Origin of the sequence: Porphyromonas endodontalis ATCC 35406 (assembly GCF_000174815.1) — a bacterium.
GTDB classification, from domain to species: Bacteria; Bacteroidota; Bacteroidia; order Bacteroidales; family Porphyromonadaceae; genus Porphyromonas; species Porphyromonas endodontalis.
Genome location: NZ_ACNN01000020.1, coordinates 42,704 through 68,070 on the forward strand (window position 1 = coordinate 42,704; position 25,367 = coordinate 68,070).

At 47.8% G+C, this 25,367-nt stretch carries 38 protein-coding genes and 1 tRNA gene; 36 read left to right on the plus strand and 3 right to left on the minus strand.

Going from position 1 to position 25,367, the window contains the following annotated elements; translation table 11 throughout:
• Positions 1–359: 359 nt before the first annotated feature.
• The 34 genes from rpsL (at position 360) to POREN0001_RS04685 (ending at position 19,932) form a co-directional block, all read left to right on the plus strand.
• Positions 360–746: a 30S ribosomal protein S12 gene (gene rpsL / locus POREN0001_RS04520; protein WP_004333797.1), complete on the plus strand. Its 387-nt coding sequence runs from the start codon at positions 360–362 to the stop codon at positions 744–746.
• 265 nt (positions 747–1,011) lie between these two features.
• Complete coding sequence (rpsG, locus tag POREN0001_RS04525; protein ID WP_004333602.1) at positions 1,012–1,488, plus strand: 30S ribosomal protein S7; 477 nt, start codon at positions 1,012–1,014, stop codon at positions 1,486–1,488.
• A 13-nt stretch (positions 1,489–1,501) separates the two neighbouring features.
• On the plus strand, positions 1,502–3,625 hold the full coding sequence (gene fusA / locus POREN0001_RS04530; RefSeq protein ID WP_004333760.1) for an elongation factor G: 2,124 nt from the start codon (positions 1,502–1,504) through the stop codon (positions 3,623–3,625).
• Positions 3,626–3,643: 18 nt separating this feature from the next.
• Complete coding sequence (rpsJ, locus tag POREN0001_RS04535; protein ID WP_004333583.1) at positions 3,644–3,949, plus strand: 30S ribosomal protein S10; 306 nt, start codon at positions 3,644–3,646, stop codon at positions 3,947–3,949.
• A gap of 21 nt (positions 3,950–3,970) precedes the next feature.
• A complete protein-coding gene (gene rplC, locus POREN0001_RS04540; RefSeq protein WP_004333552.1) occupies positions 3,971–4,588 on the plus strand; it encodes a 50S ribosomal protein L3 in 618 nt (205 codons plus the stop codon).
• Positions 4,589–4,591: 3 nt separating this feature from the next.
• The gene (gene rplD, locus POREN0001_RS04545) at positions 4,592–5,221 is read left to right on the plus strand and encodes a 50S ribosomal protein L4 (RefSeq protein ID WP_004333510.1); all 630 of its coding nucleotides are present in this window, start codon (positions 4,592–4,594) and stop codon (positions 5,219–5,221) included.
• Between the two features lie 14 nt (positions 5,222–5,235).
• Positions 5,236–5,529: a 50S ribosomal protein L23 gene (rplW, locus tag POREN0001_RS04550; RefSeq protein WP_004333657.1), complete on the plus strand. Its 294-nt coding sequence runs from the start codon at positions 5,236–5,238 to the stop codon at positions 5,527–5,529.
• A gap of 7 nt (positions 5,530–5,536) precedes the next feature.
• Positions 5,537–6,364: a 50S ribosomal protein L2 gene (gene rplB / locus POREN0001_RS04555; protein WP_004333537.1), complete on the plus strand. Its 828-nt coding sequence runs from the start codon at positions 5,537–5,539 to the stop codon at positions 6,362–6,364.
• A gap of 21 nt (positions 6,365–6,385) precedes the next feature.
• The gene (gene rpsS / locus POREN0001_RS04560) at positions 6,386–6,652 is read left to right on the plus strand and encodes a 30S ribosomal protein S19 (protein WP_004333700.1); all 267 of its coding nucleotides are present in this window, start codon (positions 6,386–6,388) and stop codon (positions 6,650–6,652) included.
• A gap of 43 nt (positions 6,653–6,695) precedes the next feature.
• Positions 6,696–7,115 (plus strand): 50S ribosomal protein L22, encoded by a 420-nt coding sequence (rplV, locus tag POREN0001_RS04565; protein WP_004333762.1) that lies wholly within the window; start codon positions 6,696–6,698, stop codon positions 7,113–7,115.
• Positions 7,099–7,836, plus strand: coding sequence for a 30S ribosomal protein S3 (rpsC, locus tag POREN0001_RS04570; RefSeq protein WP_004333616.1), 738 nt, complete (start codon positions 7,099–7,101; stop codon positions 7,834–7,836). The genes rplV and rpsC overlap by 17 nt, the downstream gene beginning before the upstream one ends.
• A gap of 20 nt (positions 7,837–7,856) precedes the next feature.
• Positions 7,857–8,291 carry a 50S ribosomal protein L16 gene (gene rplP / locus POREN0001_RS04575; protein WP_004333770.1) on the plus strand — a complete coding sequence of 145 codons (435 nt, stop codon included), beginning with the start codon at positions 7,857–7,859 and terminating at the stop codon, positions 8,289–8,291.
• A 19-nt stretch (positions 8,292–8,310) separates the two neighbouring features.
• A complete protein-coding gene (gene rpmC, locus POREN0001_RS04580) occupies positions 8,311–8,508 on the plus strand; it encodes a 50S ribosomal protein L29 (protein WP_004333826.1) in 198 nt (65 codons plus the stop codon).
• A gap of 17 nt (positions 8,509–8,525) precedes the next feature.
• Positions 8,526–8,780, plus strand: coding sequence for a 30S ribosomal protein S17 (gene rpsQ, locus POREN0001_RS04585; RefSeq protein WP_004333615.1), 255 nt, complete (start codon positions 8,526–8,528; stop codon positions 8,778–8,780).
• 6 nt (positions 8,781–8,786) lie between these two features.
• Positions 8,787–9,152 carry a 50S ribosomal protein L14 gene (rplN, locus tag POREN0001_RS04590; protein WP_004333691.1) on the plus strand — a complete coding sequence of 122 codons (366 nt, stop codon included), beginning with the start codon at positions 8,787–8,789 and terminating at the stop codon, positions 9,150–9,152.
• A 15-nt stretch (positions 9,153–9,167) separates the two neighbouring features.
• Complete coding sequence (gene rplX, locus POREN0001_RS04595) at positions 9,168–9,488, plus strand: 50S ribosomal protein L24 (RefSeq protein WP_004333623.1); 321 nt, start codon at positions 9,168–9,170, stop codon at positions 9,486–9,488.
• On the plus strand, positions 9,488–10,045 hold the full coding sequence (gene rplE, locus POREN0001_RS04600) for a 50S ribosomal protein L5 (RefSeq protein WP_004333655.1): 558 nt from the start codon (positions 9,488–9,490) through the stop codon (positions 10,043–10,045). The genes rplX and rplE overlap by 1 nt, the downstream gene beginning before the upstream one ends.
• Positions 10,046–10,053: 8 nt before the next feature.
• The gene (rpsN, locus tag POREN0001_RS04605) at positions 10,054–10,323 is read left to right on the plus strand and encodes a 30S ribosomal protein S14 (RefSeq protein ID WP_004333502.1); all 270 of its coding nucleotides are present in this window, start codon (positions 10,054–10,056) and stop codon (positions 10,321–10,323) included.
• 68 nt (positions 10,324–10,391) lie between these two features.
• Positions 10,392–10,790, plus strand: coding sequence for a 30S ribosomal protein S8 (rpsH, locus tag POREN0001_RS04610; RefSeq protein ID WP_004333663.1), 399 nt, complete (start codon positions 10,392–10,394; stop codon positions 10,788–10,790).
• Positions 10,791–10,808: 18 nt separating this feature from the next.
• Positions 10,809–11,360, plus strand: a complete 552-nt coding sequence (rplF, locus tag POREN0001_RS04615; RefSeq protein ID WP_004333498.1) for a 50S ribosomal protein L6 — start codon at positions 10,809–10,811, stop codon at positions 11,358–11,360.
• 12 nt (positions 11,361–11,372) lie between these two features.
• Positions 11,373–11,717 carry a 50S ribosomal protein L18 gene (gene rplR / locus POREN0001_RS04620; protein WP_004333670.1) on the plus strand — a complete coding sequence of 115 codons (345 nt, stop codon included), beginning with the start codon at positions 11,373–11,375 and terminating at the stop codon, positions 11,715–11,717.
• Positions 11,718–11,723: 6 nt separating this feature from the next.
• Complete coding sequence (rpsE, locus tag POREN0001_RS04625) at positions 11,724–12,242, plus strand: 30S ribosomal protein S5 (protein ID WP_004333653.1); 519 nt, start codon at positions 11,724–11,726, stop codon at positions 12,240–12,242.
• Between the two features lie 21 nt (positions 12,243–12,263).
• Positions 12,264–12,440, plus strand: a complete 177-nt coding sequence (gene rpmD / locus POREN0001_RS04630) for a 50S ribosomal protein L30 (RefSeq protein WP_004333535.1) — start codon at positions 12,264–12,266, stop codon at positions 12,438–12,440.
• A gap of 22 nt (positions 12,441–12,462) precedes the next feature.
• Positions 12,463–12,909 carry a 50S ribosomal protein L15 gene (gene rplO, locus POREN0001_RS04635; protein ID WP_004333835.1) on the plus strand — a complete coding sequence of 149 codons (447 nt, stop codon included), beginning with the start codon at positions 12,463–12,465 and terminating at the stop codon, positions 12,907–12,909.
• 5 nt (positions 12,910–12,914) lie between these two features.
• Positions 12,915–14,255, plus strand: coding sequence for a preprotein translocase subunit SecY (gene secY, locus POREN0001_RS04640; protein WP_004333822.1), 1,341 nt, complete (start codon positions 12,915–12,917; stop codon positions 14,253–14,255).
• A gap of 8 nt (positions 14,256–14,263) precedes the next feature.
• Positions 14,264–15,049, plus strand: a complete 786-nt coding sequence (gene map / locus POREN0001_RS04645; protein WP_004333606.1) for a type I methionyl aminopeptidase — start codon at positions 14,264–14,266, stop codon at positions 15,047–15,049.
• A 1-nt stretch (position 15,050) separates the two neighbouring features.
• Positions 15,051–15,269, plus strand: coding sequence for a translation initiation factor IF-1 (infA, locus tag POREN0001_RS04650; protein ID WP_004333810.1), 219 nt, complete (start codon positions 15,051–15,053; stop codon positions 15,267–15,269).
• A gap of 18 nt (positions 15,270–15,287) precedes the next feature.
• Positions 15,288–15,404, plus strand: a complete 117-nt coding sequence (gene ykgO, locus POREN0001_RS04655) for a type B 50S ribosomal protein L36 (protein ID WP_004333565.1) — start codon at positions 15,288–15,290, stop codon at positions 15,402–15,404.
• A gap of 32 nt (positions 15,405–15,436) precedes the next feature.
• Positions 15,437–15,817 (plus strand): 30S ribosomal protein S13, encoded by a 381-nt coding sequence (rpsM, locus tag POREN0001_RS04660; protein ID WP_004333525.1) that lies wholly within the window; start codon positions 15,437–15,439, stop codon positions 15,815–15,817.
• 24 nt (positions 15,818–15,841) lie between these two features.
• Entirely contained in the window at positions 15,842–16,228 is a 387-nt protein-coding gene (rpsK, locus tag POREN0001_RS04665) for a 30S ribosomal protein S11 (RefSeq protein ID WP_004333829.1), read from the plus strand.
• Positions 16,229–16,556: 328 nt separating this feature from the next.
• Entirely contained in the window at positions 16,557–17,162 is a 606-nt protein-coding gene (gene rpsD / locus POREN0001_RS04670) for a 30S ribosomal protein S4 (protein WP_040580746.1), read from the plus strand.
• A gap of 11 nt (positions 17,163–17,173) precedes the next feature.
• Positions 17,174–18,205: a DNA-directed RNA polymerase subunit alpha gene (rpoA, locus tag POREN0001_RS04675; protein WP_004333497.1), complete on the plus strand. Its 1,032-nt coding sequence runs from the start codon at positions 17,174–17,176 to the stop codon at positions 18,203–18,205.
• 3 nt (positions 18,206–18,208) lie between these two features.
• A complete protein-coding gene (gene rplQ, locus POREN0001_RS04680; protein WP_004333824.1) occupies positions 18,209–18,673 on the plus strand; it encodes a 50S ribosomal protein L17 in 465 nt (154 codons plus the stop codon).
• 275 nt (positions 18,674–18,948) lie between these two features.
• On the plus strand, positions 18,949–19,932 hold the full coding sequence (locus POREN0001_RS04685; protein WP_083797839.1) for a PorP/SprF family type IX secretion system membrane protein: 984 nt from the start codon (positions 18,949–18,951) through the stop codon (positions 19,930–19,932).
• Here POREN0001_RS04685 and POREN0001_RS04690 read toward each other — a convergent pair.
• The 3 genes from POREN0001_RS04690 to POREN0001_RS04700 form a co-directional block, all read right to left on the minus strand.
• Positions 19,929–20,516: an anthranilate synthase component II gene (locus POREN0001_RS04690; protein ID WP_004333722.1), complete on the minus strand. Its 588-nt coding sequence runs from the start codon at positions 20,514–20,516 to the stop codon at positions 19,929–19,931. The genes POREN0001_RS04685 and POREN0001_RS04690 overlap by 4 nt on opposite strands.
• Before the next feature lie 219 nt (positions 20,517–20,735).
• On the minus strand, positions 20,736–22,217 hold the full coding sequence (locus POREN0001_RS04695; protein WP_004333735.1) for a M56 family metallopeptidase: 1,482 nt from the start codon (positions 22,215–22,217) through the stop codon (positions 20,736–20,738).
• Positions 22,218–22,243: 26 nt separating this feature from the next.
• Positions 22,244–22,621 (minus strand): BlaI/MecI/CopY family transcriptional regulator, encoded by a 378-nt coding sequence (locus POREN0001_RS04700; RefSeq protein WP_004333515.1) that lies wholly within the window; start codon positions 22,619–22,621, stop codon positions 22,244–22,246.
• 554 nt (positions 22,622–23,175) lie between these two features.
• Here POREN0001_RS04700 and POREN0001_RS04710 point away from each other — a divergent pair.
• Positions 23,176–23,247, plus strand: a tRNA-Met gene (locus POREN0001_RS04710).
• 311 nt (positions 23,248–23,558) lie between these two features.
• Positions 23,559–25,367, plus strand: a complete 1,809-nt coding sequence (gene typA / locus POREN0001_RS04715) for a translational GTPase TypA (RefSeq protein WP_004333642.1) — start codon at positions 23,559–23,561, stop codon at positions 25,365–25,367.

Genomic DNA, 25,367 nt, shown 5'->3' on the forward strand with positions numbered 1-25,367 from the left:
TCTCCCTTGCACGTCCTCGGAAGGTGTTGGATGGTGCTAGCCTCGCGTTGTGGAGGTGTGAGGGGAGTGATGTCTCAACGGGATAGTTTATCCTCCACGTTGTGGCTGCTGTTCTAGCGAAGAGGTTACTCCCTCGCAGATTATTTGTTTTCTTAAGGAAATGTGCTAGTCTTACCGAGGTGAGGCTGTTGGCCGTTGCATCTTTTTCTCCCCGTTGCACTCGCTACTAGAATCTACATTCTGAGAAATAGGGAGAAAACTTTTGCCAGGTGAGAAATTCTTATTACCTTTGCCGCGCTATACGTATAGTTATGCTGTAGCAACTACATAAGTAGATTGATTAATAAATGAAATAAGAAATGCCTACGATTCAACAGTTAGTTAGAAAAGGAAGGGAATCATTCAACGAAGTTGGTAAGTCGCCTGCCTTGGGGGCTTGTCCGCAACGCCGTGGGGTTTGTGTACGTGTGTACACCACTACGCCTAAAAAGCCTAACTCGGCTATGCGTAAGGTGGCACGTGTGCGTCTTACTAATGGTAAGGAAGTCAATGCGTACATCCCAGGAGAAGGTCATAACCTCCAAGAGCACAGTATCGTGCTTGTTCGTGGTGGTCGTGTGAAGGACTTGCCAGGGGTGCGTTATCACATCGTGCGTGGTACTCTTGATGCTGCCGGCGTTAATGGACGTCTTCAGCGTCGTAGCAAGTATGGGGCTAAGCGTCCTAAGGCTGCTGCAAAGAAGTAATTCCCTTTGTTTTTAGAGAGACGTGAGGGTAGGGGGGTTAGAGAATACAATAGTCGCCCTCAACTCAAAGATCTCTCATCCTCCTTTCCTGTTCTACAGTTGTTTTAAGCCAAAGAGTGGCTTAGAGAAAGAAGAAAAAAAGAACCAGTTTCGGGTTCAATTGGATAGGCTATCCTTAGAGATAGGTTGAGTAAATGCCCTTGCGTGGGCGTTGAAGACGTAAATTACCGACAACCAATTCGATTCGAACGAATTTTAGACAACAATGAGAAAAGCAAAGCCTAAGAAGCGTCAGGTACTTCCTGATCCTGTATTTGGTGATCGTCAAGTGACTAAGTTTGTCAATCACTTGATGTATGATGGCAAGAAGAATCTTGCCTATAGCATCTTCTACAATGCCCTTGAGATCGTAAAGGGTAAGCTCGCGAATGAAGAAAAGTCTTCGCTTGAGATTTGGAGGGCTGCATTGGATAACATCACCCCTCAAGTAGAGGTGAAGAGCCGTCGTATTGGGGGGGCAACCTTCCAAGTGCCTACGGAGATCCGTCCTGAACGCAAGGAATCTATATCAATGAAAAATCTCATCATCTACGCTCGTAAGCGTGGTGGTAAGACTATGGCAGATAAGCTTGCTGCGGAGATTGTTGATGCTTACAACAGTCAGGGTGCTGCATTCAAACGTAAAGAAGATATGCACCGTATGGCAGAAGCCAACCGTGCGTTTGCCCATTTCCGTTTCTAATACATAACGCATCATGGCAAACGAAAAACATCTCGAATTAACTCGCAATATCGGCATCATGGCGCACATTGATGCCGGTAAGACTACGACTTCAGAGCGTATTCTCTTCTATACTGGTCTTACTCACAAGATTGGTGAGGTGCACGATGGTGCCGCTACCATGGACTGGATGGAGCAAGAGCAGGAGCGAGGAATTACGATCACGAGTGCTGCTACCACTACTTTTTGGAATTACAACAACAATCGCTACAAGATCAATCTTATTGACACCCCGGGACACGTTGACTTTACTGTTGAGGTAGAGCGTTCTCTTCGTATCCTCGATGGTGCTGTAGCTGCATTTTGTGCTGTAGGGGGCGTTGAGCCTCAGAGTGAAACTGTATGGCGTCAGGCTGACAAGTACAACGTACCTCGTATTGCATACGTAAATAAGATGGACCGCTCTGGTGCCAACTTCTTCGAGGTTTACAACCAGATGCAGACGGTCCTTGGTGCCAATCCTTGTCCTATCCAAATCCCCGTAGGGGCAGAAGAAACCTTCAAGGGAGTAGTGGACCTCGTACGTATGAAAGCTATCCTTTGGCACGATGAGACTATGGGGGCTGACTATGATGTAGTGGAAATCCCTACAGATCTTCAGTCCGAAGCCGAAGAATGGCGCGACAAGATGCTTGAAAAGCTCGCAGAGTGTGACGATGCTCTCATGGAAAAATACTTCGACGATCCTTCTACTATTACAGAAGATGAGATCCGTGCTGCTATCCGTAAGGGGGCGCTCTCAATGAAGATTTTCCCCATGCTTTGTGGTTCTTCTTTCAAGAATAAGGGGGTACAAACTCTTCTTGATGCTGTTTGTGCATACCTCCCCAGCCCTATCGATACTCCAGAGGTTACGGGTACGGCTGTTGATGATCCGGAGCAAGTTGTTACGCGCAAGACTTCTCCCGATGAGCCTCTTTGTGCTCTCGCCTTTAAGATTGCAACCGACCCCTATGTAGGTCGTCTCTGCTTCTTCCGCGTTTATTCAGGATCTCTCACGGCTGGTAGCTATATCTACAACACACGTACGGGTAAGAAGGAACGTATCTCTCGCCTCTTCCAGATGCACTCTAATAGCCAGAACCCAATGGAGGTAATTGGCTGCGGTGATATCGGTGCCGGTGTAGGTTTCAAGGATATCCGCACAGGGGATACCATCTGTGACGAAAACGCTCCTATGACTCTTGAGGCAATTGACTTCCCCGATCCCGTGATCGGTATCGCCGTAGAGCCTAAGACTCAAAAGGACTTGGATCGTCTCGGTGTTGGTCTTGCTAAGCTTGCAGAAGAAGATCCTACGTTCCGCGTTCAGACCAACGAAGAAACAGGGCAGACTGTAATTAGCGGTATGGGTGAGCTTCACCTCGAGATCATTATCGACCGTCTTAAGCGTGAGTTTAAGGTTGAGTGTAACCAAGGTCGCCCTCAAGTTTCTTACAAAGAAGCCATTACAAAGTCTGTTCAACTTCGCGAAGTGTATAAGAAGCAGACCGGGGGACGTGGTAAGTTCGCAGATATTATCGTGCGTGTAGAACCTGCCGATGACGACTTCGAAGGCGATCTTCAGTTCGTAGACGAAGTGAAGGGTGGTAATGTGCCTAAGGAATTTATTCCCTCTGTTCAGAAGGGTTTCCAACGTGCTATGAAGAATGGTGTGTTGGCAGGCTATCCTCTTGATCGTCTCAAGGTGACTCTCGTAGATGGTTCGTTCCACCCTGTGGATTCAGACCAACTTTCGTTCGAAGTTGCCGCTATCCAAGCATTCAAGAATGCCTCTGCACAGGCTGGTCCTGTCTTGCTCGAGCCTATCATGAAGCTTGAAGTGGTTACTCCCGAAGAGAACATGGGTGATGTCATTGGCGACTTGAATAAGCGTCGTGGTCAAGTAGGTGGCATGGAAACAAGCCGTACTGGCGCACGTATCGTAAAGGCAGATGTGCCCCTCTCTGAGATGTTTGGTTATGTAACTGCTTTGCGTACGATCTCTTCAGGTCGTGCTACCAGTACGATGACCTTCTCGCATTATGCAGAAGTTTCTTCGTCAATTGCTAAGCAGGTGCTTACCGAAGTTGATGGTCGTGTAGATTTGATTAAGTAATAAGCTCTATATAAAAAGATGAGTCAGAAGATTAGAATCAAGCTTAAGTCTTACGATCATATGCTCCTCGACAAGAGTGCCGAGAAGATCGTAAAGGCAGTAAAGGCTACCGGTGCTATGGTATGTGGTCCTATCCCCCTGCCTACGCACAAGCGTATCTTTACGGTGAATCGTTCTACGTTCGTGAATAAGAAATCTCGCGAGCAGTTCGAACTATCGTCGTACAAGAGACTTATAGACATTTATAATGCCTCTAAGCAGACTGTAGATGCTCTTACAAAGCTCGAAGTCTCCAGCGGGGTTGAGATTAATGTCAAGTTATAAACGTAGTAAATAACACAAGAAATGCCAGGATTATTAGGAAAGAAAATCGGAATGACTTCCGTTTTCAGTGCCGATGGTGTAAATACGCCATGCACTGTTATCGAATTGGGTCCTTGTGTGGTTACTCAAGTCAAGACAAGTGAACATGACGGCTACGATGCTCTTCAGCTCGGTTTCCAAGAAACCACTGAGAAGCATGCAACAAAGCCTCTCATGGGGCACTTTAAAAAGGCAGGAGTAGCCCCAATGAGACACTTGGCCGAGTTCAAAGGTTTCTCTGGAGACTACAAGTTGGGCGACACTATCAAGGTCGACATCTTTGAGAATGTAGTCTATGTGGATGTAATAGGTACTTCTAAAGGTAAGGGTTTCCAAGGGGTAGTTGGTCGTCACGGCTTTGGCGGTGTAGGTCAGTCTACTCATGGTCAGCACAACCGTCTACGTGCTCCCGGTGCTGTAGGTGCTTGTTCTTACCCTGCAAAGGTCTTCAAGGGTACTCGCATGGCTGGTCAGACGGGTAACGAACGCGTAACGGTTCAGAACCTCGAAGTAATTAAGGTAATGCCCGAGCACAACTTGTTGCTCATCAAGGGTAGCATTCCCGGGCACAAAGGTTCAATTGTAGCAGTGGAGATCTAAAGTATGGAAGTATCTGTATATAACGTAAAGGGCGAAGATACAGGGCGCAAGGTTGTTTTGGACGATGCCGTATTTGGTATCGAACCCAATGATCACGCTATCTATCTTGCTGTAAAGCTTTATCGCGCCAATCAGCGTCAAGGTACGCACAAATCGAAAGAGCGTAGTGAAATGAGTGGCTCTACTCGTAAGCTCGGTCGCCAGAAGGGCGGTGGCGGAGCACGTCGTGGGGACATTAACTCTCCTCTTCTCGTGGGAGGAGCTCGTGTGTTCGGGCCTCGTCCTCGCAGCTATAGCTTTAAGTTAAACAAGAAGCTCGTACGCCTTGCACGTCGCTCTGCTCTCTCCTACAAAGCGCAAGCTCAGGAGATTAAGGTTGTAGAGGCTTTTGACTTTGCAGCTCCTAAGACAAAAGATTTTGTAGCACTCACATCTGCACTTGGTCTTGCCGGAAAGAAGACTTTGTTTGTAATGAACAATATCCCTGCCAACGTGTACCTCTCGGCTCGTAACGTGCCTAGTGCTCGCATAGCTAATGCGGTATCTCTTAATACATATAGTGTATTGGATGCTACTCAGCTTGTGTTTACAGAAGAGGCTATTGCTACAGCTAACGAAATGTTTAAGGCTTAATCTAGGAGAGTACAATGAGTATTATTATCAAGCCTGTTATTTCGGAGAAGATGACAGCGATCACGGACAAGCAACCCGAGCGTTGCGCCTTCCGTGTTTCTCCTAAGGCAAACAAAATCGAGATCAAGAACGCTGTTGAGAAGATGTACAATGTGAAGGTGGTAGATGTCAACACTATCAAGGTTACTCCAAAGCTCAAGACTCGCTATACCAAAGGTGGTATTATCAGCGGTCGTGCAGCTGCCTACAAAAAGGCAATTGTAACTCTTGAAAAGGGGCAGTCTATTGACTTCTTCAGTAATATTTGATTGAGTAATGGGAATTAGAAAACTCAAGCCCACAACTCCTGGGCAGAGACACAAGATTATTGGTGCGTTTGACAAGATCACAGCCAGCACACCAGAAAAATCCCTTGTAGAAGGTAAGCGTAAGACCGGCGGTCGTAACAACACGGGTAAGATGACCATGCGTTACATCGGAGGTGGTCATAAGCAGAAATTCCGTTTTATCGACTTCAAGAGAACCAAGGATGGCATTCCCGCCACGGTGAAGAGTATCGAGTACGATCCTAATCGTTCGTCTCGTATTGCCCTTCTCTACTATGCCGATGGGGCAAAGGCTTATATCCTCGCTCCTGATGGTATAGAGGTTGGTCAAACTGTGATCTCGGGAGAGAATGTTGCTCCCGAAGTAGGGAACTCACTTCCCTTGTCTATGATTCCTGTTGGTACCGTGGTGCACAACGTCGAGTTGCGTCCCGGTCAGGGTGCTAAGTTCGCCCGTTCGGCAGGAACATTTGCACAGCTTGTTGCACGTGAAGATAAGTACGTCGTGTTGCGTATGCCTTCTGGCGAAACTCGTCGTGTGCTTTCTATGTGTAAGGCTACGGTTGGTAGCGTAGGGAATAGTGACCACGCTCTCGAAAAGTCGGGTAAGGCAGGTCGCTCACGCTGGCTTGGACGCCGTCCTCGCAACCGTGGTGTCGTAATGAACCCTGTAGATCACCCCATGGGTGGTGGTGAAGGACGTGCCTCTGGGGGCCATCCTCGCTCACGTACGGGGCTTTATGCTAAGGGTCTTAAGACGAGAGCTCCTAAGAAACACTCTTCTAAGTACATTATAGAAAGACGCAAGAAAAAGTAACTCTGATAAGAACAAGATAATATGAGTCGTTCGCTAAAGAAAGGTCCCTTTATCAGTGTAAAGTTGGAGAAGAAGGTGCTCGAAATGAATGAGTCCGGCAAGAAGTCCGTGATCAAGACTTGGTCTCGTGCTTCTATGATCTCCCCCGACTTTGTAGGGCATACGATTGCCGTACACAATGGGAATAAGTTTATTCCCGTGTATATTACGGAAAATATGGTAGGTCATAAGTTGGGCGAATTTGCTCTTACACGTACCTTCAGAGGTCACTCTGGTAATCGTAAGTAAGAGAGTGTAATTGGTCCAAGTTGTAGACACAATACAAAGTACAATGAGTGATAAGAATAAAACTATGGCCACCGACGGTACAATCGATTGCTTCGCGAAGCTAAACAATGTACCGACATCTCCTCGCAAGATGCGTTTGGTGGTAGACAATATACGAGGTATGGAGGTAACCCGAGCATTGGGTATCCTTCGTTTTTCTTCACGCAAAGCTTCTGCTACTCGTCTTTTGAAGCTTCTCCAGTCTGCTATTGCCAATTGGGAGCAGGTGAATGGTCGCAAGACCGAGGAGGGAGAGCTTTATATCTCTCGCGTTTTTGTCGATGGAGGTGCAACGCTTAAACGTCTTCGTCCGGCTCCTCAGGGGCGCGGCTACCGCATTCGTAAGCGTAGCAACCATGTGACCCTTTATGTAAGTTCGCTTAATAACGCTAATAATCAGAAGCAGGATGGGACAGAAGATTAATCCTATAAGCAACCGTCTAGGTTATATCCGTGGCTGGGATTCAAATTGGTATGGTGGAAAGAATTACGGTCCAACTCTTCTAGAGGATAGCCGTATCCGCAAATATCTCAATGCACGTCACGCCAAGGCCGGTATTTCTCGTATTGTTATTGAGCGTGCTCTTCACCTCGTAACAGTAACGATTTGCACTGCTCGTCCAGGTCTTATTATTGGTAAGGGCGGTCAAGAAGTAGATAAGCTCAAGGAAGAACTCAAGAAACTCACGAAGAAGGAAGTACAGATTTATATCTATGAAATCCGTCGTCCTGAGCTCGATTCTTCTCTTGTAGCCTCTAGTATAGCACGTCAGCTCGAAGGTAACGTTGCTTATCGTCGTGCCGTTAAGATGGCTATCGCATCTGCGATGCGTTCGGGAGCCGAAGGTATCAAGGTGCACCTCTCTGGTCGTCTCAATGGCGCAGAAATGGCTCGCAGCGAAATGTTTAAGGAGGGGCGTACTCCTCTTCACACATTGCGTGCCGATATAGACTATGCGCACGAGGAAGCTCTCACGAAGGTGGGGATGATCGGTGTAAAGGTTTGGATCATGAAGGGCGAAGTTTATGAGAAGCGTGATTTGGCGCCAAACTTCCAACAAGCCTCTCAGAACAACCAACGCCGTCAAGATTCCTTCGGTCGCAACGATCGTCGCCGTCGCAACAATCGTAAACCTAACCGCTAAAGAAAAGAAGGAAAGTAATTATGTTACAGCCAAAGAAAACAAAGTTTAGAAGGCAGCAGAAGGGTCGCATGAAGGGGAATGCCCAGCGTGGCAATCAGCTCGCTTTCGGTTCCTTCGGTATCAAGTCTCTCCAGACCAAGTGGATCACGGGGGCTCAGATAGAGGCTGCGCGTATCGCCGTTACTCGTTACATGCAGCGTCAAGGTCAGGTTTGGGTTCGTATCTTCCCCGATAAGCCTATTACTAGCAAGCCTGCCGAAGTGCGAATGGGTAAGGGGAAAGGTAATCCCGAAGGCTTCGTAGCACCTGTTACCCCAGGTCGTATGATCTTTGAGGTAGAGGGTGTTTCTTACGAGATTGCTAAGGAAGCATTGCGCCTTGCAGCTCAGAAGCTTCCCGTTACTACTAAGTTTGTTGTGCGTCGAGACTTCGATGCTACGAAAGAAAATGCGTAATCAGTAAGAGAGAGAACCTATGAAAATGTCTGAGATTAAGGAGCTAACAACTCCCGAAATAGTGGAAAAGCTTGAAGTTCTTCGCAAGAGCTACAACCTCGACCGCATCAATCATTCTGTTTCTCCTCTTGAGAATCCGGCATCGCTTCGCGCTCAGCGTAAGACGATCGCTCGTCTCGAGATGGTACTGGCTATGCGCCGTGTAGAAAATCAATAATAAGAGACTTCACAAGAATGATGAGAAATCATAGAAAAGAACGTGTCGGGATTGTGACTAGCAACAAGATGGAGAAATCCATCACGGTTGCTATTCGCTGGAAGGAAAAGCATCCCATTTATGGCAAGTTTGTAAATAAGACAAAGAAACTCTATGCCCACGACGAAAAGAATGAATGCAATGTGGGCGATAAGGTACGTATTATGGAGACTCGTCCTTTGAGCCGCCTTAAACGTTGGAGACTAACAGAAATCATCGAAAGAGCGAAGTAATAGACTATGATACAGCAAGAATCAAGACTCAAAGTCGCTGATAATAGTGGTGCTCGTGAGGTACTTTGTATCCGTGTACTTGGCGGTACTCGTCGTCGCTATGCTTCAGTGGGCGATATTATCGTTGTCTCGGTAAAGAGCGTTGTGCCTTCGAGTGATGTAAAGAAGGGTGCCGTATCTAAGGCTCTCATTGTTCGTACGAAAAAGGAAATTCGTCGTGCCGATGGTTCCTACATTCGTTTCAGCGACAATGCCTGTGTGCTCCTTTCTGCTTCCGGGGATCTCCGTGGTACTCGTATTTTCGGTCCCGTTGCTCGTGAGCTTCGTGCCGTTAATATGAAGGTTGTTTCACTAGCACCCGAAGTGCTCTAAAACCAGTTTGAATTTATGAGCAAGTTGAATATAAAGAAGGGCGACAACGTATTCGTCAATTCCGGCGAGTACCGTGGTCGTACGGGTCGCGTCCTTAAGGTGTTGGCCGAAAAGAATCGTGTCATTGTAGAAGGGCTTAATATGATCAAGAAGCATACGAAGCCCAATGCAAAGAATCCTCAAGGTGGTATCATCGAAGAAGAAGGACCCATTCACATCTCTAACGTCAATCTTGTAGATCCCAAGTCTGGGAAAGCTACTCGTGTTGGTCGTAAGAAGGATGCCAATAACAAGAGTATTCGTTACGCTAAGAAGTCAGGAGAGGAGATTAAGTAATGAGCGCCAATACAACGAGTCTTAAGACTGAATATAAGGAGCGCATTGCTCCCGAGTTGATGAAGCACTTTGGTTACTCTAGCATCATGCAGGTGCCAAAGCTTTCTAAGATTGTGATCAATCAAGGTTTGGGTATTGCTACGGGTGATAAGAAGATCATTGATGTTGCAATTGAAGAGCTTTCTGCTATTACTGGGCAAAAGGCCGTACCTACCTATTCGAAGAAGGATATCTCGAACTTCAAATTGCGTCGTAAGATGCCCATTGGAGTTATGGTTACTCTTCGTCGTGATCGTATGTATGAGTTCCTAGAGCGTCTCGTGCGTGTCGTTTTGCCTCGTATCCGAGATTTCAAAGGTATCAATAGCAAGCTTGATGGTCGTGGTAATTATACCCTTGGTATTGATGAGCAGATCATCTTCCCCGAAATAAATATCGATACGATTACCAAAATATTGGGGATGAATATTACCTTTGTAACCACTGCGGAAACTGATGAGGAAGGTTTCGAACTTCTCAAAGAGTTTGGTCTTCCCTTTAAGAGCACTGCTAAGTAAGAAGAGTTATGGCAAAAGAATCGATGAAAGCCCGTGAGGTTAAGCGCCAAAGAATGGTTGCAAAGTATGCTGCGAAGCGCGCTCAGCTCAAGAAAGAGGGCGACTACGAAGCACTCCAAGCAATCCCTCGCAACGCTTCTCCTGTACGTTTGCACAATCGTTGCAGCATGACTGGGCGTCCCAAAGGGTATATGCGCCAGTTTGGTATTTCGCGTATCCAATTCCGCGAAATGGCATCTAAGGGACTTATCCCCGGTGTAAAGAAGGCCAGCTGGTAAGGTCCTTTGGAAAGAAAGAGTATTTAAATATTGTCTGGGTAGCCAGATCAATTTAATTCAGAATATATATGACTGATCCTATTGCAGATTATCTGACAAGATTGCGCAACGCAATCAGCGCAGGACATCGTGTTGTAGAGATCCCTTCTTCTCGCCTCAAGCAGGAGATTACGAAGGTTCTCTTCGACAAAGGTTATATCCTAAACTACAAGTTTGAGGATGTAGATGAGTGTCGTGCTATTATCAAGGTCGCTCTTAAGTATGACCTTGCACAGAAGACCAATGCCATCAAGGCTCTAAAGCGTGTATCACGCCCCGGTCTTCGTCGTTATGTAGGTTATCGTGATCTCCCTCGCGTACTCAATGGCCTCGGTATTGCCATTCTGTCTACGTCTAAGGGTGTGATGACTGACAAAGAAGCTCGCGACCTCAAGGTAGGTGGCGAAGTATTGTGTTACATCTATTAATCACAGGAGAAACAGGTTATGTCAAGAATAGGAAAATTGCCCATAGCACTACCTAAAGGCGTTACAGTTACTCTTGCTGATAATAAGGTAACCGTAAAGGGCCCTAAAGGCGAGCTTACGCAGTATGTAGATCCTCGTATTAGTGTATCTATCGAAGAGGGTGAAGTAAAGCTCTCTCGTGCAACTGACGACAAAGAAGATCGAGCTCTTCATGGGCTTTATCGTTCGCTCGTCAATAATATGATTGTAGGGGTATCTGAAGGCTTCAAGAAGACTTTGGAACTCGTAGGGGTAGGTTATCGTGCTTCTAATCAAGGTCAGCTCCTTGAGCTTTCTCTTGGTTTTACACACCCTATCTTCTTTATGCTTCCCTCTGAAATAAAGGTGGAAACGAAGAGTGAACGTAATAAGAATCCTTTTATCTACCTCGAGTCTTGCGATAAGCAACTCCTCGGGCAGGTATGTTCTAAGATTCGTTCATTCCGTAAGCCAGAGCCTTATAAGGGTAAGGGTATTAAGTTTGAAGGCGAGATTATTCGTCGTAAGTCGGGTAAAACAGCCAGCAAGTAACTCTAGATTATCATGACAAGAAAAGAACTTAGAAGACTTCGTATCAAGACGAGTGTGCGTGGTAAGATTAGTGGTACTAAGCAGCGTCCTCGTCTTACGGTATTCCGTAGTAATAAACAGATCTATGCTCAGCTTATCGACGATGTAGAAGGTCGTACTCTCGCTAGTGCTTCCTCTCTCGCTCTCGAGGCTGCCGGAGCTAAAAAGGAGATTGCCGCCAAGGTGGGTGAGCTTATTGCTCAGCGTGCCAAGGAAGCCGGCGTTGAATCTGTAGTATTCGATCGCAATGGTTATCTCTATCATGGTCGTATCAAAGAGTTGGCAGATGCCGCTCGCAATGGTGGTCTTAAATTTTAAGGAACAATGGCAACAGCATTCAATAGAGTAAAGTCTACCAACGACTTAGAGCTAACCGATCGCTTGGTGGATATCAACCGCGTAACTAAGGTGACTAAGGGGGGGCGTACCTTCACTTTTGCCGCTATTGTTGTGGTTGGTAATCAAGATGGCGTTATCGGATTAGGGCTCGGCAAGGCAGGTGAAGTAAGCACCGCTATTGCTAAAGGTGTAGAGGCTGCAAAGAAGAACCTTATCCGTGTTCCTGTTCATAAAGGAACTATTCCTCATGAGCAGAAAGCGGCTTTTGGAGGTGCTCGTGTCCTTATTCGTCCGGCATCTCAAGGTACCGGAGTAGTGGCCGGAGGTGCTATGCGTGCCGTATTGGAGAGTGTGGGTATTACCGACGTTCTCGCAAAGAGCCAAGGCTCGTCTAATGCACACAACCTCGTAAAGGCTACTATCGCGGCTCTTGCTGAACTTAGAGATCCTCTTATGGTTGCTAAGTCTCGTGGCATCTCAGTAGAAAAGGTTTTTAGAGGTTAATAGGAAAGGAGAAGATAGACTATGTCTACAATCAAAATCAAACAAGTACGGAGTCGTATCCGTCGCCCCAAGAACCAAAAGCTAACCCTTGATGCCCTTGGGCTTAAGAAGCTCAATCAGGTTGTAGAGCACGAAGATACTCCTCAGATAAGGGGTATGGTCGCCAAGGTTAGCCATTTGGTGGAAGTAGTAGAGTAATAAGCATAAGCAATAGAGAACTATGAATTTGTCTAGTTTGAAGCCAGCAGCTGGTTCTGTTCATGCTCGCAAACGTATTGGTCGCGGTCCCGGTTCGGGGCTTGGCGGTACCTCTACTCGCGGTCATAAGGGGGCTAAATCGCGCTCTGGCTATAAGCATAAGGTCGGCTTCGAAGGAGGTCAGATGCCTATACAGCGTCGTCTCCCGAAGTTCGGATTCAAGAATATCAATCGTGTAGAATATCGTCCGGTAAACTTGGAGGTGGTACAGGATCTCGCAGACAAGCTAGGTTGTACTACCATCAACAAGGAGCTACTTATAGAGACAGGTTATGCTTCTGCTAAGGATTTGGTTAAGATCCTTGGATGTGGAGAAGTGCGTACCGCTCTTACTGTAGAAGCTGATGCTTTCTCTAAGAAGGCAGAAGAAGCTATCACGGCTGCTGGTGGTTCTGCTGTAAAACTGTAAACTTTATGAGGTTAGTAGAGACATTGAAGAACATATGGAAGATTGAGGATCTTCGCAAGAAGCTTCTTGTCACCATATTATATGTGGTTATTTACCGCTTAGGATCCTTTGTGGTGATCCCTGGGATCGATCCCGAAGCATTAAGCGCCCTTCAGTCTCAGACTGAGGGTGGTCTATTGGCTCTAGTAGATATGTTCTCTGGGGGAGCATTCTCTCATGCTTCGATCTTTGCGTTGGGTATCATGCCCTATATCTCCGCATCGATCGTAATGCAGCTTGCCGCCATTATTGTTCCTTCTATGCAAAAATTGCAGCGAGAGGGAGAGAGTGGGCGTCGCAAGATAAACCAATGGACACGTTACCTTACGGTCTTAATCTTGTTGCTTCAGGCTCCTGCTTACCTCATGAACCTTAGTTCGCAACTTGCCGCAACAGGGGCTCAACTCCCTGCCGGATTCTGGTTCCAAGCATATGCTACAATCATCCTTGCCGGTGGTAGTATGTTTGTGCTTTGGCTGGGAGAGCGCATTACAGACAAGGGTATTGGTAATGGTATTTCATTTATCATTCTTGTAGGTATTATCGCACGTTTGCCTCAAGCTCTATCTGCGGAGTTCCTGTTCCGTTTGAATAGTGCTGCCGGCGGTATGGTTGCTTTTTTGGCCGAGATTGTTTTCCTCCTTTTTGTTTCTGCAGGTGCTATCCTATTGGTACAAGGTACTCGCAAGGTGCCTGTACAGTATGCAAAGCGCATCGTAGGCAACAAACAATTTGGAGGTGCTCGTCAGTATATTCCTCTTAAGGTTAATGCTGCGAACGTGATGCCTATCATCTTTGCTCAGGCTATCATGTTCATCCCTATCTCTGTGATGAACATGGCTCGAGTAGGAGAGGGAAGTGCCTTTGTGCGTGCCTTTACGGATAACACAAGTTTTTGGTACAACTTTACGTTTGCCGTCTTGATCTTGCTCTTTACCTACTTCTATACTGCAATCACTATTAACCCAACGCAGATGGCAGAAGACCTCAAGCGCAATAATGGTTTTATCCCCGGGATAAAGCCTGGCAAGCAGACTCGAGACTACATTGACACGATCATGGATAGAATTACCCTCCCTGGGGCATTCTTCCTTGCCATTGTTGCCATCCTTCCTGCTTTTGCTGAGTTGCTTGGTATTAGCGCAGGTTTTGCTCAATTCTTTGGGGGGACTTCGTTGCTCATCCTTGTGGGTGTAGTGCTTGATACGTTGCAGCAATTGGAGAGCCACCTCTTGATGCGTCACTACGATGGCTTGCTCAAGAGTGGTCGAATCAAAGGGCGTTCGGGTAGCGTTTCGGCATATTAATTTAGAGAATGATTACTCTCAAAACAGAAGAAGAAATTAACCTCATGAGGGCGGCCAATCAGTTGGTTGGTCGCACCTTGGCTGAGGTTGCCAAGCATATTGCTCCTGGTGTATCTACCTTGCAGCTAGATAAGATAGCGCACGACTTTATTTGCGACAACGGAGCAACGCCGGCCTTCCTAGGATACGGAGGTTTCCCTGGGAGTATTTGTACTTCGATAAACGATCATGTGGTGCATGGTATCCCACGGGCTGATGTCCTCCTGCAAGAAGGAGATATCATCTCCGTAGATTGTGGTACCAAGCTTAATGGCTTTACTGGGGACTCTGCTTATACATTTGCTGTAGGTGAGATCTCTGAAGAAAAGCGAGCTCTACTTGTGGCAACAAAGACTTCTCTTTACAAGGGTATAGAGCAAGCCGTTGCCGGTAACCGAGTGGGGCATATTGGCGAAGCAGTGCAGCGATATACAGAAAGTCTCGGTTATGGGGTGGTGAGAGAGCTTGTAGGGCATGGCATTGGTCATGACATGCACGAGTCTCCCGAGGTGCCCAATTATGGACGCCGAGGCACGGGCGCATTGTTGCGCAATGGTATGTGTATCTGCATTGAGCCCATGATCAATATGGGAAGCAAGAATGTAGTATTCGGCGATGATGGCTGGACGGTACGTACCAAAGATGGTAAGCCTTCAGCCCATTTCGAGCACTGCATTGCTATCGTACAGGGCAAGGCGCAGATTCTTTCTTCATTTGATTTTATAAAAGAGGTTTTGGGAGATCGAGAGTTTTGATATGGCAAAACAAACAGCGATAGAGCAAGATGGCGTAATTTTGGAGGCTCTCTCCAACGCCATGTTTAAGGTCGAATTGCAGAATGGGCACGTTATTACGGCTCATATCTCGGGGAAGATGCGTATGCACTTTATTCGTATTCTCCCCGGAGATAAGGTAAAAGTAGAAATGTCGCCCTACGATCTAACTAAGGGGCGTATCAGTTATCGTTATAAGTAAATAGAGACTTCAAGAGATATGAAAGTAAGAGCATCTTTAAAGAAGCGTACGCCCGATTGTCAAATAGTACGTCGCAAAGGGCGTCTGTACGTGATCAACAAAAAGAACCCTAAGTTTAAGCAACGCCAAGGGTGATCCGCAACCAAAGAATAATACAAATATAGACTATGGCTATAAGAATTGTCGGCGTTGACTTGCCGCAAAACAAGAGAGGTGAAATTGCCTTGACCTATATTTTTGGTATAGGCCGCAGCCGAGCCGCTTATATCCTTGATAAGGCGGGTATCGACAGAAACATCAAGGTAAAAGATTGGTCTGACGACCAAGCTGCCCAAATCCGTGAGATTATTGGTTCTGAGTTTAAGGTAGAGGGAGACCTCCGCAGCGAAGTTCAGCTCAATATCAAGCGTCTAATGGATATTGGTTGCTATCGTGGTATTCGTCATCGTGCTGGTCTTCCTGTAAGAGGGCAAAGCACCAAAAACAATGCCCGTACACGCAAGGGTAAGAAGAAGACCGTTGCAAACAAGAAGAAGGCTACTAAGTAATAAGGCGATTATCATAGATAAGATATGGCAAAGAAAGTAACAGCCAAGAAGAGGGTGGTAAAGGTAGAGGCTACCGGTCAGGCACACATCCACTCTTCTTTCAACAACATCATTGTGTCTATCACCAACAACGAGGGGCAGGTTATCAGCTGGTCTAGCGCCGGTAAGATGGGGTTCAGAAGTTCTAAGAAGAACACTCCCTATGCTGCTCAGATGGCAGCTCAAGATTGTGCCAAAGTGGCTTATGATCTTGGTCTCCGTCGCGTAAAGGTGTATGTAAAGGGACCGGGTAATGGTCGTGAATCGGCTATTCGTACTATCCATGGTGCCGGGATCGAGGTAACAGAGATTATCGACGTTACGCCATTGCCACACAATGGTTGTCGTCCTCCCAAGAAGCGCAAAGTATAAGTTTTACGGCATAAAGATAAGAATAGGGATACTGACTGCATCTCGGATGCCCTGTGGTATTTCTCTTGTGTAGTGCAAGCGTGCATTCGCAACTCCCATATCGTTTCTTTCTTCCTCATTTGGAGGTTTTTGACCTATTCACTTTTCCCTCTCTTACGAATAGGACTGCGGCTGTCTACTCTCCAAGGATTGGGTGGAAGAGAAAGAGATGCGGAGACAAGAAAATACAAGGCTTTGCAAGCAAAGAGATAACTATTATAACACACAGAGACCCATCTCTCTTGAAGTAGAGGATGCAGGGTAAATGTCCCATTACTCATTAAATATTATGGCAAGATATACAGGTCCTAAATCAAAAGTCGCTCGTCGCTTTGGCGAGCCTATCTTTGGCCCCGATAAGGTACTTAGCAAAAAGAACTACCCCCCGGGGCAGCATGGTGAAGGTCGCCGTCGTAAGTCGAGCGAATATGGTATTCAGCTCGCAGAAAAGCAAAAAGCAAAGTATACCTACGGGGTGTTGGAACGTCAGTTCCGCAATCTCTTTAAGGCAGCTCAACGCTCTAAAGGGGTAACGGGTGAGGTGCTTCTCCAGCTTTTGGAGTGCCGTCTCGACAACATCGTTTACCGTCTCGGTATTGCTCCTACGCGTGCTGCAGCTCGTCAGATTGTGTCGCATCGTCACATTACGGTGGATGGCAATGTGGTAAATATTCCTTCTTACTCTGTAAAGCCCGGGCAGATTATTGCTGTTCGTGAGCGCGATAAGAGCATGGAAGTAATAGCCAACTCACTGGCAGGCTTCAACCACGGTAAGTATTCTTGGATCGAGTGGGACAACAGCTCAATGTCCGGTAAGTTCCTCAACATACCTCAGCGTGCTGATATCCCCGAGAATATTAAGGAACAACTTATCGTTGAATTGTACTCTAAATAATCCCTGACATCATGGCAATATTAGCATTTCAAAAACCCGAGAACGTAGTAAAGGTAGAGGTGCCTCAGTATGTCCTTGACGAATGCGAACCGTACGAACTTGTCGGTCGTTTTGAGTTCAAACCTCTAGAACCCGGCTATGCCAAGACGATTGGTAATGCCCTGCGTCGGATCTTGTTGTCCTCTCTTGAGGGGTATGCCATCGCCTCTATTCGCATTGATGGTGTAGAGCACGAATTTGCTACTATTCCTGGTGTAACGGAAGATGTTACAAACATTATACTCAATCTCAAGAAGATTCGCTTCAAGCAAAAGGTTGACAATGCAGACGAAGAGGTGGTAACAGTAGCTTTCCCTGCGAATAAAGACGTATTTACCGCAGAGGATCTCAATGCCGCTCTTGGCAACTTTGAGATAACGAACTTAGATCAACATATCTGTAGTTTCGACCCTCAGGTAGCTAGCAATGTCAAGATAGAGTTCCGCATCAATAAGGGGCGTGGTTATGTACCCAGTGACGAGAATGCTCGTGAGGGAGACCCTCTCAATACGATTGCTATCGACTCTATTTACACTCCTATTCGTCGGGTAATGCCCAAGGAAGAGTCTTTCCGTGTGGAGCAGAAGACCGACTACGAGAAGCTTATCTTGGAGGTAGTTACCGATGGTACTATCGAGCCGGAGATGGCTCTTCGCGAGGCTGCAAAGATCCTTATTGATCTCTTCTCTCTCTTTAGTGATGGAGAGATGCATATGGAAGAAGCCGGCGACGAGACGGGTGATGTAATGGACGAAGAAACGCTCCGCATACGTCAGATGCTAAGACAAGAGCTTGACTCTTTCAATCTCTCGGTGCGTGCTCGCAATTGTCTTCGCTCCAACAATGTCTTCACTCTAGCCGATCTCGTGAAGCACAATCGCCAAGAGCTGCTTAAGTTCCGCAACTTCGGTAAGAAGACGTTTGAAGAACTTGAGGGATTCCTCGCAGAGGTTGGCTTGGAGTTTGCTACCGACTTGAGTAAGTATAACCTAGATAAAGAGTAAAAGATGAGACACAATAAGAAATTCAATCATTTAGGTCGCACGAAGGCACACCGCGAGGCTATGCTTTCTAACATGGCCACTTCGCTTATTATGCATAAGCGTATCGCTACTACGGTGGCTAAGGCAAAGGCGTTGCGTGTGTATGTAGAGCCTATCATCACACGCTCTAAGAATGACAATCTTCACTCACGCCGTATGGTTTTCTCTGAGCTTCAAAACAAAGAGGCTGTGAAGGAGCTTTTCGGTGTAGTGTCGGATAAGGTTGCCAATCGTCCCGGTGGGTACACTCGTATTCTTCGTACGGGCTATCGTCTTGGAGACAACGCTGCTATGTGCATTATCGAGCTTGTAGACTTCAACGAGGCTATGCTTGGCGAAAGCAAGAAGGCTGCTCCTCAGAAGCGTACTCGCCGTTCGCGCAAGTCTTCGGCTGCTCCCGCAGAAACTGCAGCTCCTACAGAAGCTTAATCGCTTTTCTGTAGAGCTTCGAAGAAGCGAGGCTACATTGCGAGGAGGCTTGTGATTAGGCTTCCGATAATATGTAAAGACCTCCATTCTTTCAAATACTAAGGTCCTACCCCAACACATCCGTGGGGTAGGACTTTTTGTTTGTAGAGAGCTTTCTCCTCGGGGACTATCCACGGGGTAGGCGACGAGAGGCCGCACCTTGTGATATCGTTTAGTCCTAGCCGCGAATGGTGGCTCCTACATACTAATCCCTCCTCTCTATTCGTTTCTGTAGTATGTACGAGAAAGGATTGAGGCGTAGAGCGACCTTGTGGTGGCTCCTCAAAGGGGCGTTTTTGTTGCTATTAGGGGTAAAGGCTTTACCGCTGATGGGGCAATACGACGCCATTTTCTCGCAGTACGATAGGGCGGCTACCTTCTATAACCCTGCCGCCGCCGGCGGGCAAGAGGAGTTGGATATAACCGCCATATACCATCAGCAATGGGTAGGTATCTCGGGAGCTCCTGCCAATATCTCCCTTCTTGCCAATACGCAGGTCGATTTTTTAGAGCGAAAGCATGGGGTGGGAATAGCCTTCCTTACGCAGAAGAAAGGGCTTTTTGTCAATACCGACTTAGCCGGACAATATACCTTTTTTTTGCCCTTGTTTAAGGGGCAATTGGGCATAGGGCTACAAGCCGGTTTGTTCAATAGTGCCTTTGATGGTACGAAGCTTTTTCTACCCGATGGTGAGGGCATTACCCCTAATGACCCTGCTTTACCCCTTACGCGAGTGTCCGGGAAGTCTTTTGATTCTGCGGTGGGGCTTTCGTGGCACAATAAGCGCATGTATATAGGCGTGGCGTCGCATCATCTTTTGGCTCCGCGTGTTCGGCTCAGTAATAATTACTCTATTGAGCTAAAGCGGAATTATACCTTTCATACCTCTTATAAGTTCTCTTCGGAGACCTCGTTGCTTACTTGGAAGCCCTCTCTCTTGGTGCTTACGGACCTTAAGGCATGGCGCATTGATGCCAACTTGCAGCTGGAGTATGCCGAGCGTTTCAGGGCAGGGGTAATGTTCCGGCCGATGAATGCCGCAGGCTTTTCCCTCGGGATGAAGTTTGGGAGTGTAGCGGTAGGGTATGCCTTTGAGATGCCTATCAATCAAATGGCTAAGGGGAATTGGGGTAGTCACGAACTGGCGGTCTCTTACCTCCTCCCCCTCAAGAAAAACAAAAACAAAGAGGTGCGCTACAAGAGCGTGCGTCTACTCTAGAGACCGGCTAGCCAATTTTGTACGATGCTTGCACCGTGGGGCGATAGGTAGCTCTCGGGATGGAATTGTACCCCAAACAGGGGGAGTGTTTTGTGTCGGAATGCCATGATAGCCCCATCGCTTAGTGCCGTCGCCGTAATCTCTAACACGTTGGGGAAAGACTCTTCTGCCACGCACCACGAGTGATAACGCCCTACCGAACTATCGGCGGGGAGCTGCTCGAGGAGGGTGTGCCCTTCTATCTCTTTTATCGAGAGCCTCTCTGCATGACCATGTAGGGGGTGGGGCATTTGCAATAATCGCCCACCAAAGTGTAGGGCAAGAGCTTGATGCCCGAGACAAACCCCAAAAAGGGAGTGTGTATGCACGGTGCGAGCAATGAGGGGCATGAGCCCTTTCACCTCCTCAGGATGCCCCGGCCCCGGGGAAAGCAGTATCCCTTGGTAGTTCTCTAGGGTTAGGGAGGAGCAATGCTCCGTCGCTACAACGTCGAAGGTACAATTAGGGCATTTCCTAAGGATTTCTACGAGATTGTAGACAAACGAATCGTGGCTATCTGCCACCAATAGATGCACTTTGTTCATTCCGACCACGAAGGTACTACGGATTCTCTATACAAGGAGCACTCTCTGCAAAAAGAGGGGCTCCTCTCTCTCTAATACTACGCCTCTTCCTTTGGGGAGGGAGCCCTCTCTTCCTCCCATGCGCCCTCTTTGCATACAAACGAAGAGCCCCCGACTCCTGTAAGAGACGAGGGCTGTAAGAGATGAAAAATAGTTGTATTTCGTTATAAGGGGGCGGCGTTACTTCGTCGTAATGTAGACAACCCCGTCTAATCCGAGGGCTTTGAGGTCGTACTTCTTCCCTCCGATGGTTACTTCCTTTTGAGATTTGTCTACGCGCATTTCTGCGATCTTTTCGCTGGGCAGGTTGCTTACGTCGCTTACTACCTTGCCGTCTAGTACATAGAGGGCTTTAGGCGCAGTTGGGCTACCCGTTGTGGAGGACTTGCTATTATCCGCGCTTAGCTTGAAGTGGATGGGGAGGGTAAAGGAGACACGTACGACTTTTCCTTTGAGCTTCCCGGGTGTCCACTTGGGCATCTTGCCCACTACACGTAGGGCTTCGGCGTCGAGCAGAGGGTCTACACTTTGCATGATGGTGGGGCTGCTTACGCTGCCATCTTTTTCCACAATGAAGTGTACAAGCACTCTGCCTTCGATACTCTTTGCTTCCGCCTCTTTGGGATAGCGTACCTCCTCGGCAAGCCAGAGGAAGAGATTGTCATTCCCTCCGGGGAATTGGGGGAGTACCTCGCACGTTTCGTAGACGGGGTCTTCATCCCCTATGTTTTGTAGGAGGGGGAGACGCTCCGCAACCGGGCGAGCCAGTAGGTAATTACCGCCTAAGAGAGTAAGAGTAGCCATGGGTAGGGCGAGCCATAGGCGTTGGATAGCTCGCTTGGGTGAGTTTTTCTTGTTCATCATTTTGATCCTTTCTTTTAAGTTGTTAGAGCCATTGTAGGGGTTGTATAGAGGGCTTACAGAGCTGTCTGTAGCGCATCTTAGGAGTTGGTATTGATAGGGTTTGCCCTCAATGCCTTGGGCTAGCACGGCCTCGTCGGCTAGGTGCTCAAGGTTTAGGCTGAGGTCTCTACGCAGTAGCCACATGGCGGGGTTCCACCACGAGAGGATGAGAGATAGCTCTGCGAGTAGAAGGTCTATGTAGTGTCGCTGTTGGGTGTGCTCCTCTTCGTGTGTGTAGACCATAGTCCACTCGTTCTCCTCTAGCATCTTTTGGGAGATGTATATCTCTCCGAAGGCACTAAACGCGGTATACCCTTGGGGGAGAAGTTGTATTTTCCGTCCATTGGGGAGGAGGTAGGGGGTGCAGTGCCGTTTGAGTTTGACCAGAGCTCGCAGAGCTCGCAGGGCGACCAAGAGGCGAATCCCTCGAGCGAGTGCTCCTATCCCCCAAATGCAGCTCAAAGCTAGGGGGAGCCACCCCCAAATGGAGGGCGATACCTCTTCCGTCATGGGAGATAACTCTAGGGGGAATGGGGCGAGTGCTACTCCCCCTTGGGAGGGTGAGAAGAGTATTGACCAGTCGATATAGGGAACTACAATGCCAACGAGCGGTATCACCCACGCCGAGACGAGAATGATAAGGTAAAAGGCGCGAGTTGCCTTATGCCACGTAAGGGGGAGGAAGAGCCACCGCCCGAGCAAGGCTCCGAGGGCGAGGGATGCTCCGCTGATGAGTAGGTAGTAGAGTAGTACTTCCATGGGGTAAGGGTGGCTAAAAGGTGAGGTTACTTCTTCTGCTCAATCAAGTCTATTATCTCTTTGAGATCCTGGGGCGAGATACTCTCTTTGCGTGCAAAAAACTGCACTACTTGCCTGTAATCTCCTCCAAAGAAGTTTCGTACGATGTGCTGGAGAGAGGAGGCGGAGTATTGCTCTTGGGTTACTTCAATCCCGTACAGCATGGTCTTTCCGCTTTTTTCGGGTTGGATGTATTCCTTGGTGTGCAGGTTTTTTACAATGCTTGCCAGGGTGGTGTAGGGGGGCTTGGGTTCGGGTATCTTGTCCAATATCTGCCGTATGGCTACTCCATCCCCTAGCTCCCAAATAATCTGCATAACGCTCTCTTCTTGAGGGGTTAATGGGGTGAGTTTTGTCTTGTTCATAGCTCTTTGTATTGCTTATCGAGCGCAATGTACGAACTTTTCGTAGATAATCAACGATTTTTTCGTAGATATTTTTCTCTTTCCGATTTGGCTGAGGATAAAAGAGCCCTCTTGAGGGATGTCCTTCGAGAGGAGGGAGGGGACGAGGGGATTCGGGTATCGCTCTCTCTCAGCTTGTTTTTGGTGCCATTTTCGCCCTCGGGGGAGCAGCGTGTGGGTCGTTGGCTAAAATCGTGGAGAAAACTATCCTAGAAATATTTTTATTTCAGCTGGTTTTACCCTCACATTTTGGGCAAGAAATATTTTATTTTCAGCCAAGAGGGGAAATGGTTTTCACCCAGCATTTTTTCTCCGTTTTACGCCACCTGACTTGCGCTATTCTCGTGGACTGAATATCGATGTTCTACTTCCGTAAAAGAGCCTGTCTCCATTTTTTCGGAGGGAGAGTCTGTAAGAGAGGAGCGATCACGGGGGCTACTCTCTAGGCAGGGCGAGGCTGGCATTTGGCTAATTCAAAAAGAATCTGTACCTTTGCAGGGAAATTGAGACAATATCGCGGGGTGGAGCAGTGGTAGCTCGTCGGGCTCATAACCCGAAGGTCAGAGGTTCGAGTCCTCTCCCCGCAACTCTATACAATACATTACAGGTCTCCAAAATTCATCTAGGGTTTTGGAGACTTTTTTTGTGCATTCTCTCCGCCTTCTTTATTACCCTTCGCCGTTTCTAGGGTTGTCTTGCGTCATTTTCTGTTTGGACGGTCGGCACCCTGTCTCTTGCTCTTTATGGGAGGCCTTCTATCGTCTCTATGTACTCTTCTTAGGGCTCGTCCTGTTCCATTTGAGGGTTATTCCCTCCTTTTTATCACCTAACTTGCGATAATTGGAGAGATATGGCGATGCTTTTTCATTACCTTTGTAGCCGGTTATTATAGAGCAGTATGCAAGAAATACGCAATATCGCGATTATCGCCCACGTAGACCACGGCAAGACAACGCTTGTTGATAAGATGCTACTAGCGGGCAAACTTTTCCGAGACGACAAAGCTACCGAGGTAGATACCTATCTAGATAACAATGCTATCGAGCGAGAGCGTGGGATTACCATCGTGAGCAAAAACGTGAGTATTCGCTATCGCGGTGTTAAGATCAATATTATAGATACCCCGGGGCACGCGGACTTTGGAGGCGAGGTAGAGCGTGTACTCAATATGGCAGATGGATGCCTTCTCTTGGTGGATGCCTTCGAGGGCCCCATGCCACAGACGCGCTTTGTGCTCCAAAAAGCTCTAAACCTGGGTCTCAAGCCCATTGTAGTAATTAATAAGGTGGACAAACCCAATTGCCGCCCCGGTGAGGTGCAAGATATGGTCTTCGACCTGATGGCAAGCCTCGATGCGAGTGAAGAGCAGTTGGATTTCCCCACTCTCTTTGGTTCGGCCAAACAGAACTGGATGAGTGAGGACTATAATAATTCCACCGATACCATAACCCCCCTACTGGATGCTATTGTAGATCATATACCCCCACCACCCATGCTAGAGGGACCGGCGCAGATGCTTATCACCTCGCTCGACTACTCCTCTTATGTGGGGCGAATTGCCGTGGGGCGTGTGCATAGGGGTACTATCTCCGAGAATAGCGATATTGTGCTTTGTCGCCGCGATGGTTCTGTAGTGCGACAGAAAATAAAGGAACTCAACACCTTTGAGGGGTTAGGGCGTGCCAAAGCGTCATCGGTCTCCTCGGGCGATATTTGTGCCATTATCGGGTTGGAGTCCTTTGAGATTGGGGAGACGGTGGCCGATGCTTCTGCTCCCGAACCTCTTACGAGTATCCGTGTAGATGAGCCTACGATGAGTATGCTCTTTACCATCAATAACTCGCCCTTCTTTGGCAAAGATGGCAAGTTTGTCACCAGTCGTCATATCCACGACCGCTTGGTCAAAGAGCTGGATAAGAACCTCGCACTACGTGTAGAACCAACAGACTCTGCAGATTCGTGGCTCGTCTATGGGCGAGGCATTCTGCACCTTAGTGTGCTTATCGAGACGATGCGCCGCGAGGGGTATGAGTTGCAGGTGGGGCAGCCCCAAGTAATTATAAAGGAGATAGATGGGGTTAAGTGTGAGCCGATAGAGCAACTTACGGTCAATCTGCCCGAAGAGTATTCGAGCCGTGTAATCGACCTAATTACCCGCCGCCGTGGAGAGATGACCTCTATGGAGAGTAAGGGCGATCGCATCATGCTGGAGTTCACCATCCCCTCTCGAGGTATTATCGGTCTCAACAACTCCGTACTCACGGCTTCGGCCGGGGAGGCTGTGATGGCGCACCGATTTATCGAGTTTGCCCCCTGGCGAGGCGATATACAACGCCGCCTCAATGGCTCTATTATAGCGATGGAGAGTGGTACGGCTTTTGCCTATGCTCTTAATAACCTCCAGAGCCGAGGCCGATTTTTCATTGCACCGCAAGACGAGGTGTATGCAGGCCAAGTGATTGGGGAGCATACCAAAGACAACGATCTCGTGGTGAATGTGTGCAAAAGCAAAAAACTGACCAATATGCGCGCCTCGGGTAGCGATGATAAGGTGGCTCTTGCCCCTCCCGTCATCTTTAGCCTTGAGGATGCTCTCGAGTACATCAAAGCAGACGAATATGTAGAGGTTACCCCCAATAGTATGCGTATGCGTAAGATTATCCTCGATGAGCTGGAGCGCAAACGTCGCTCTCGTAGCGAAGATTAA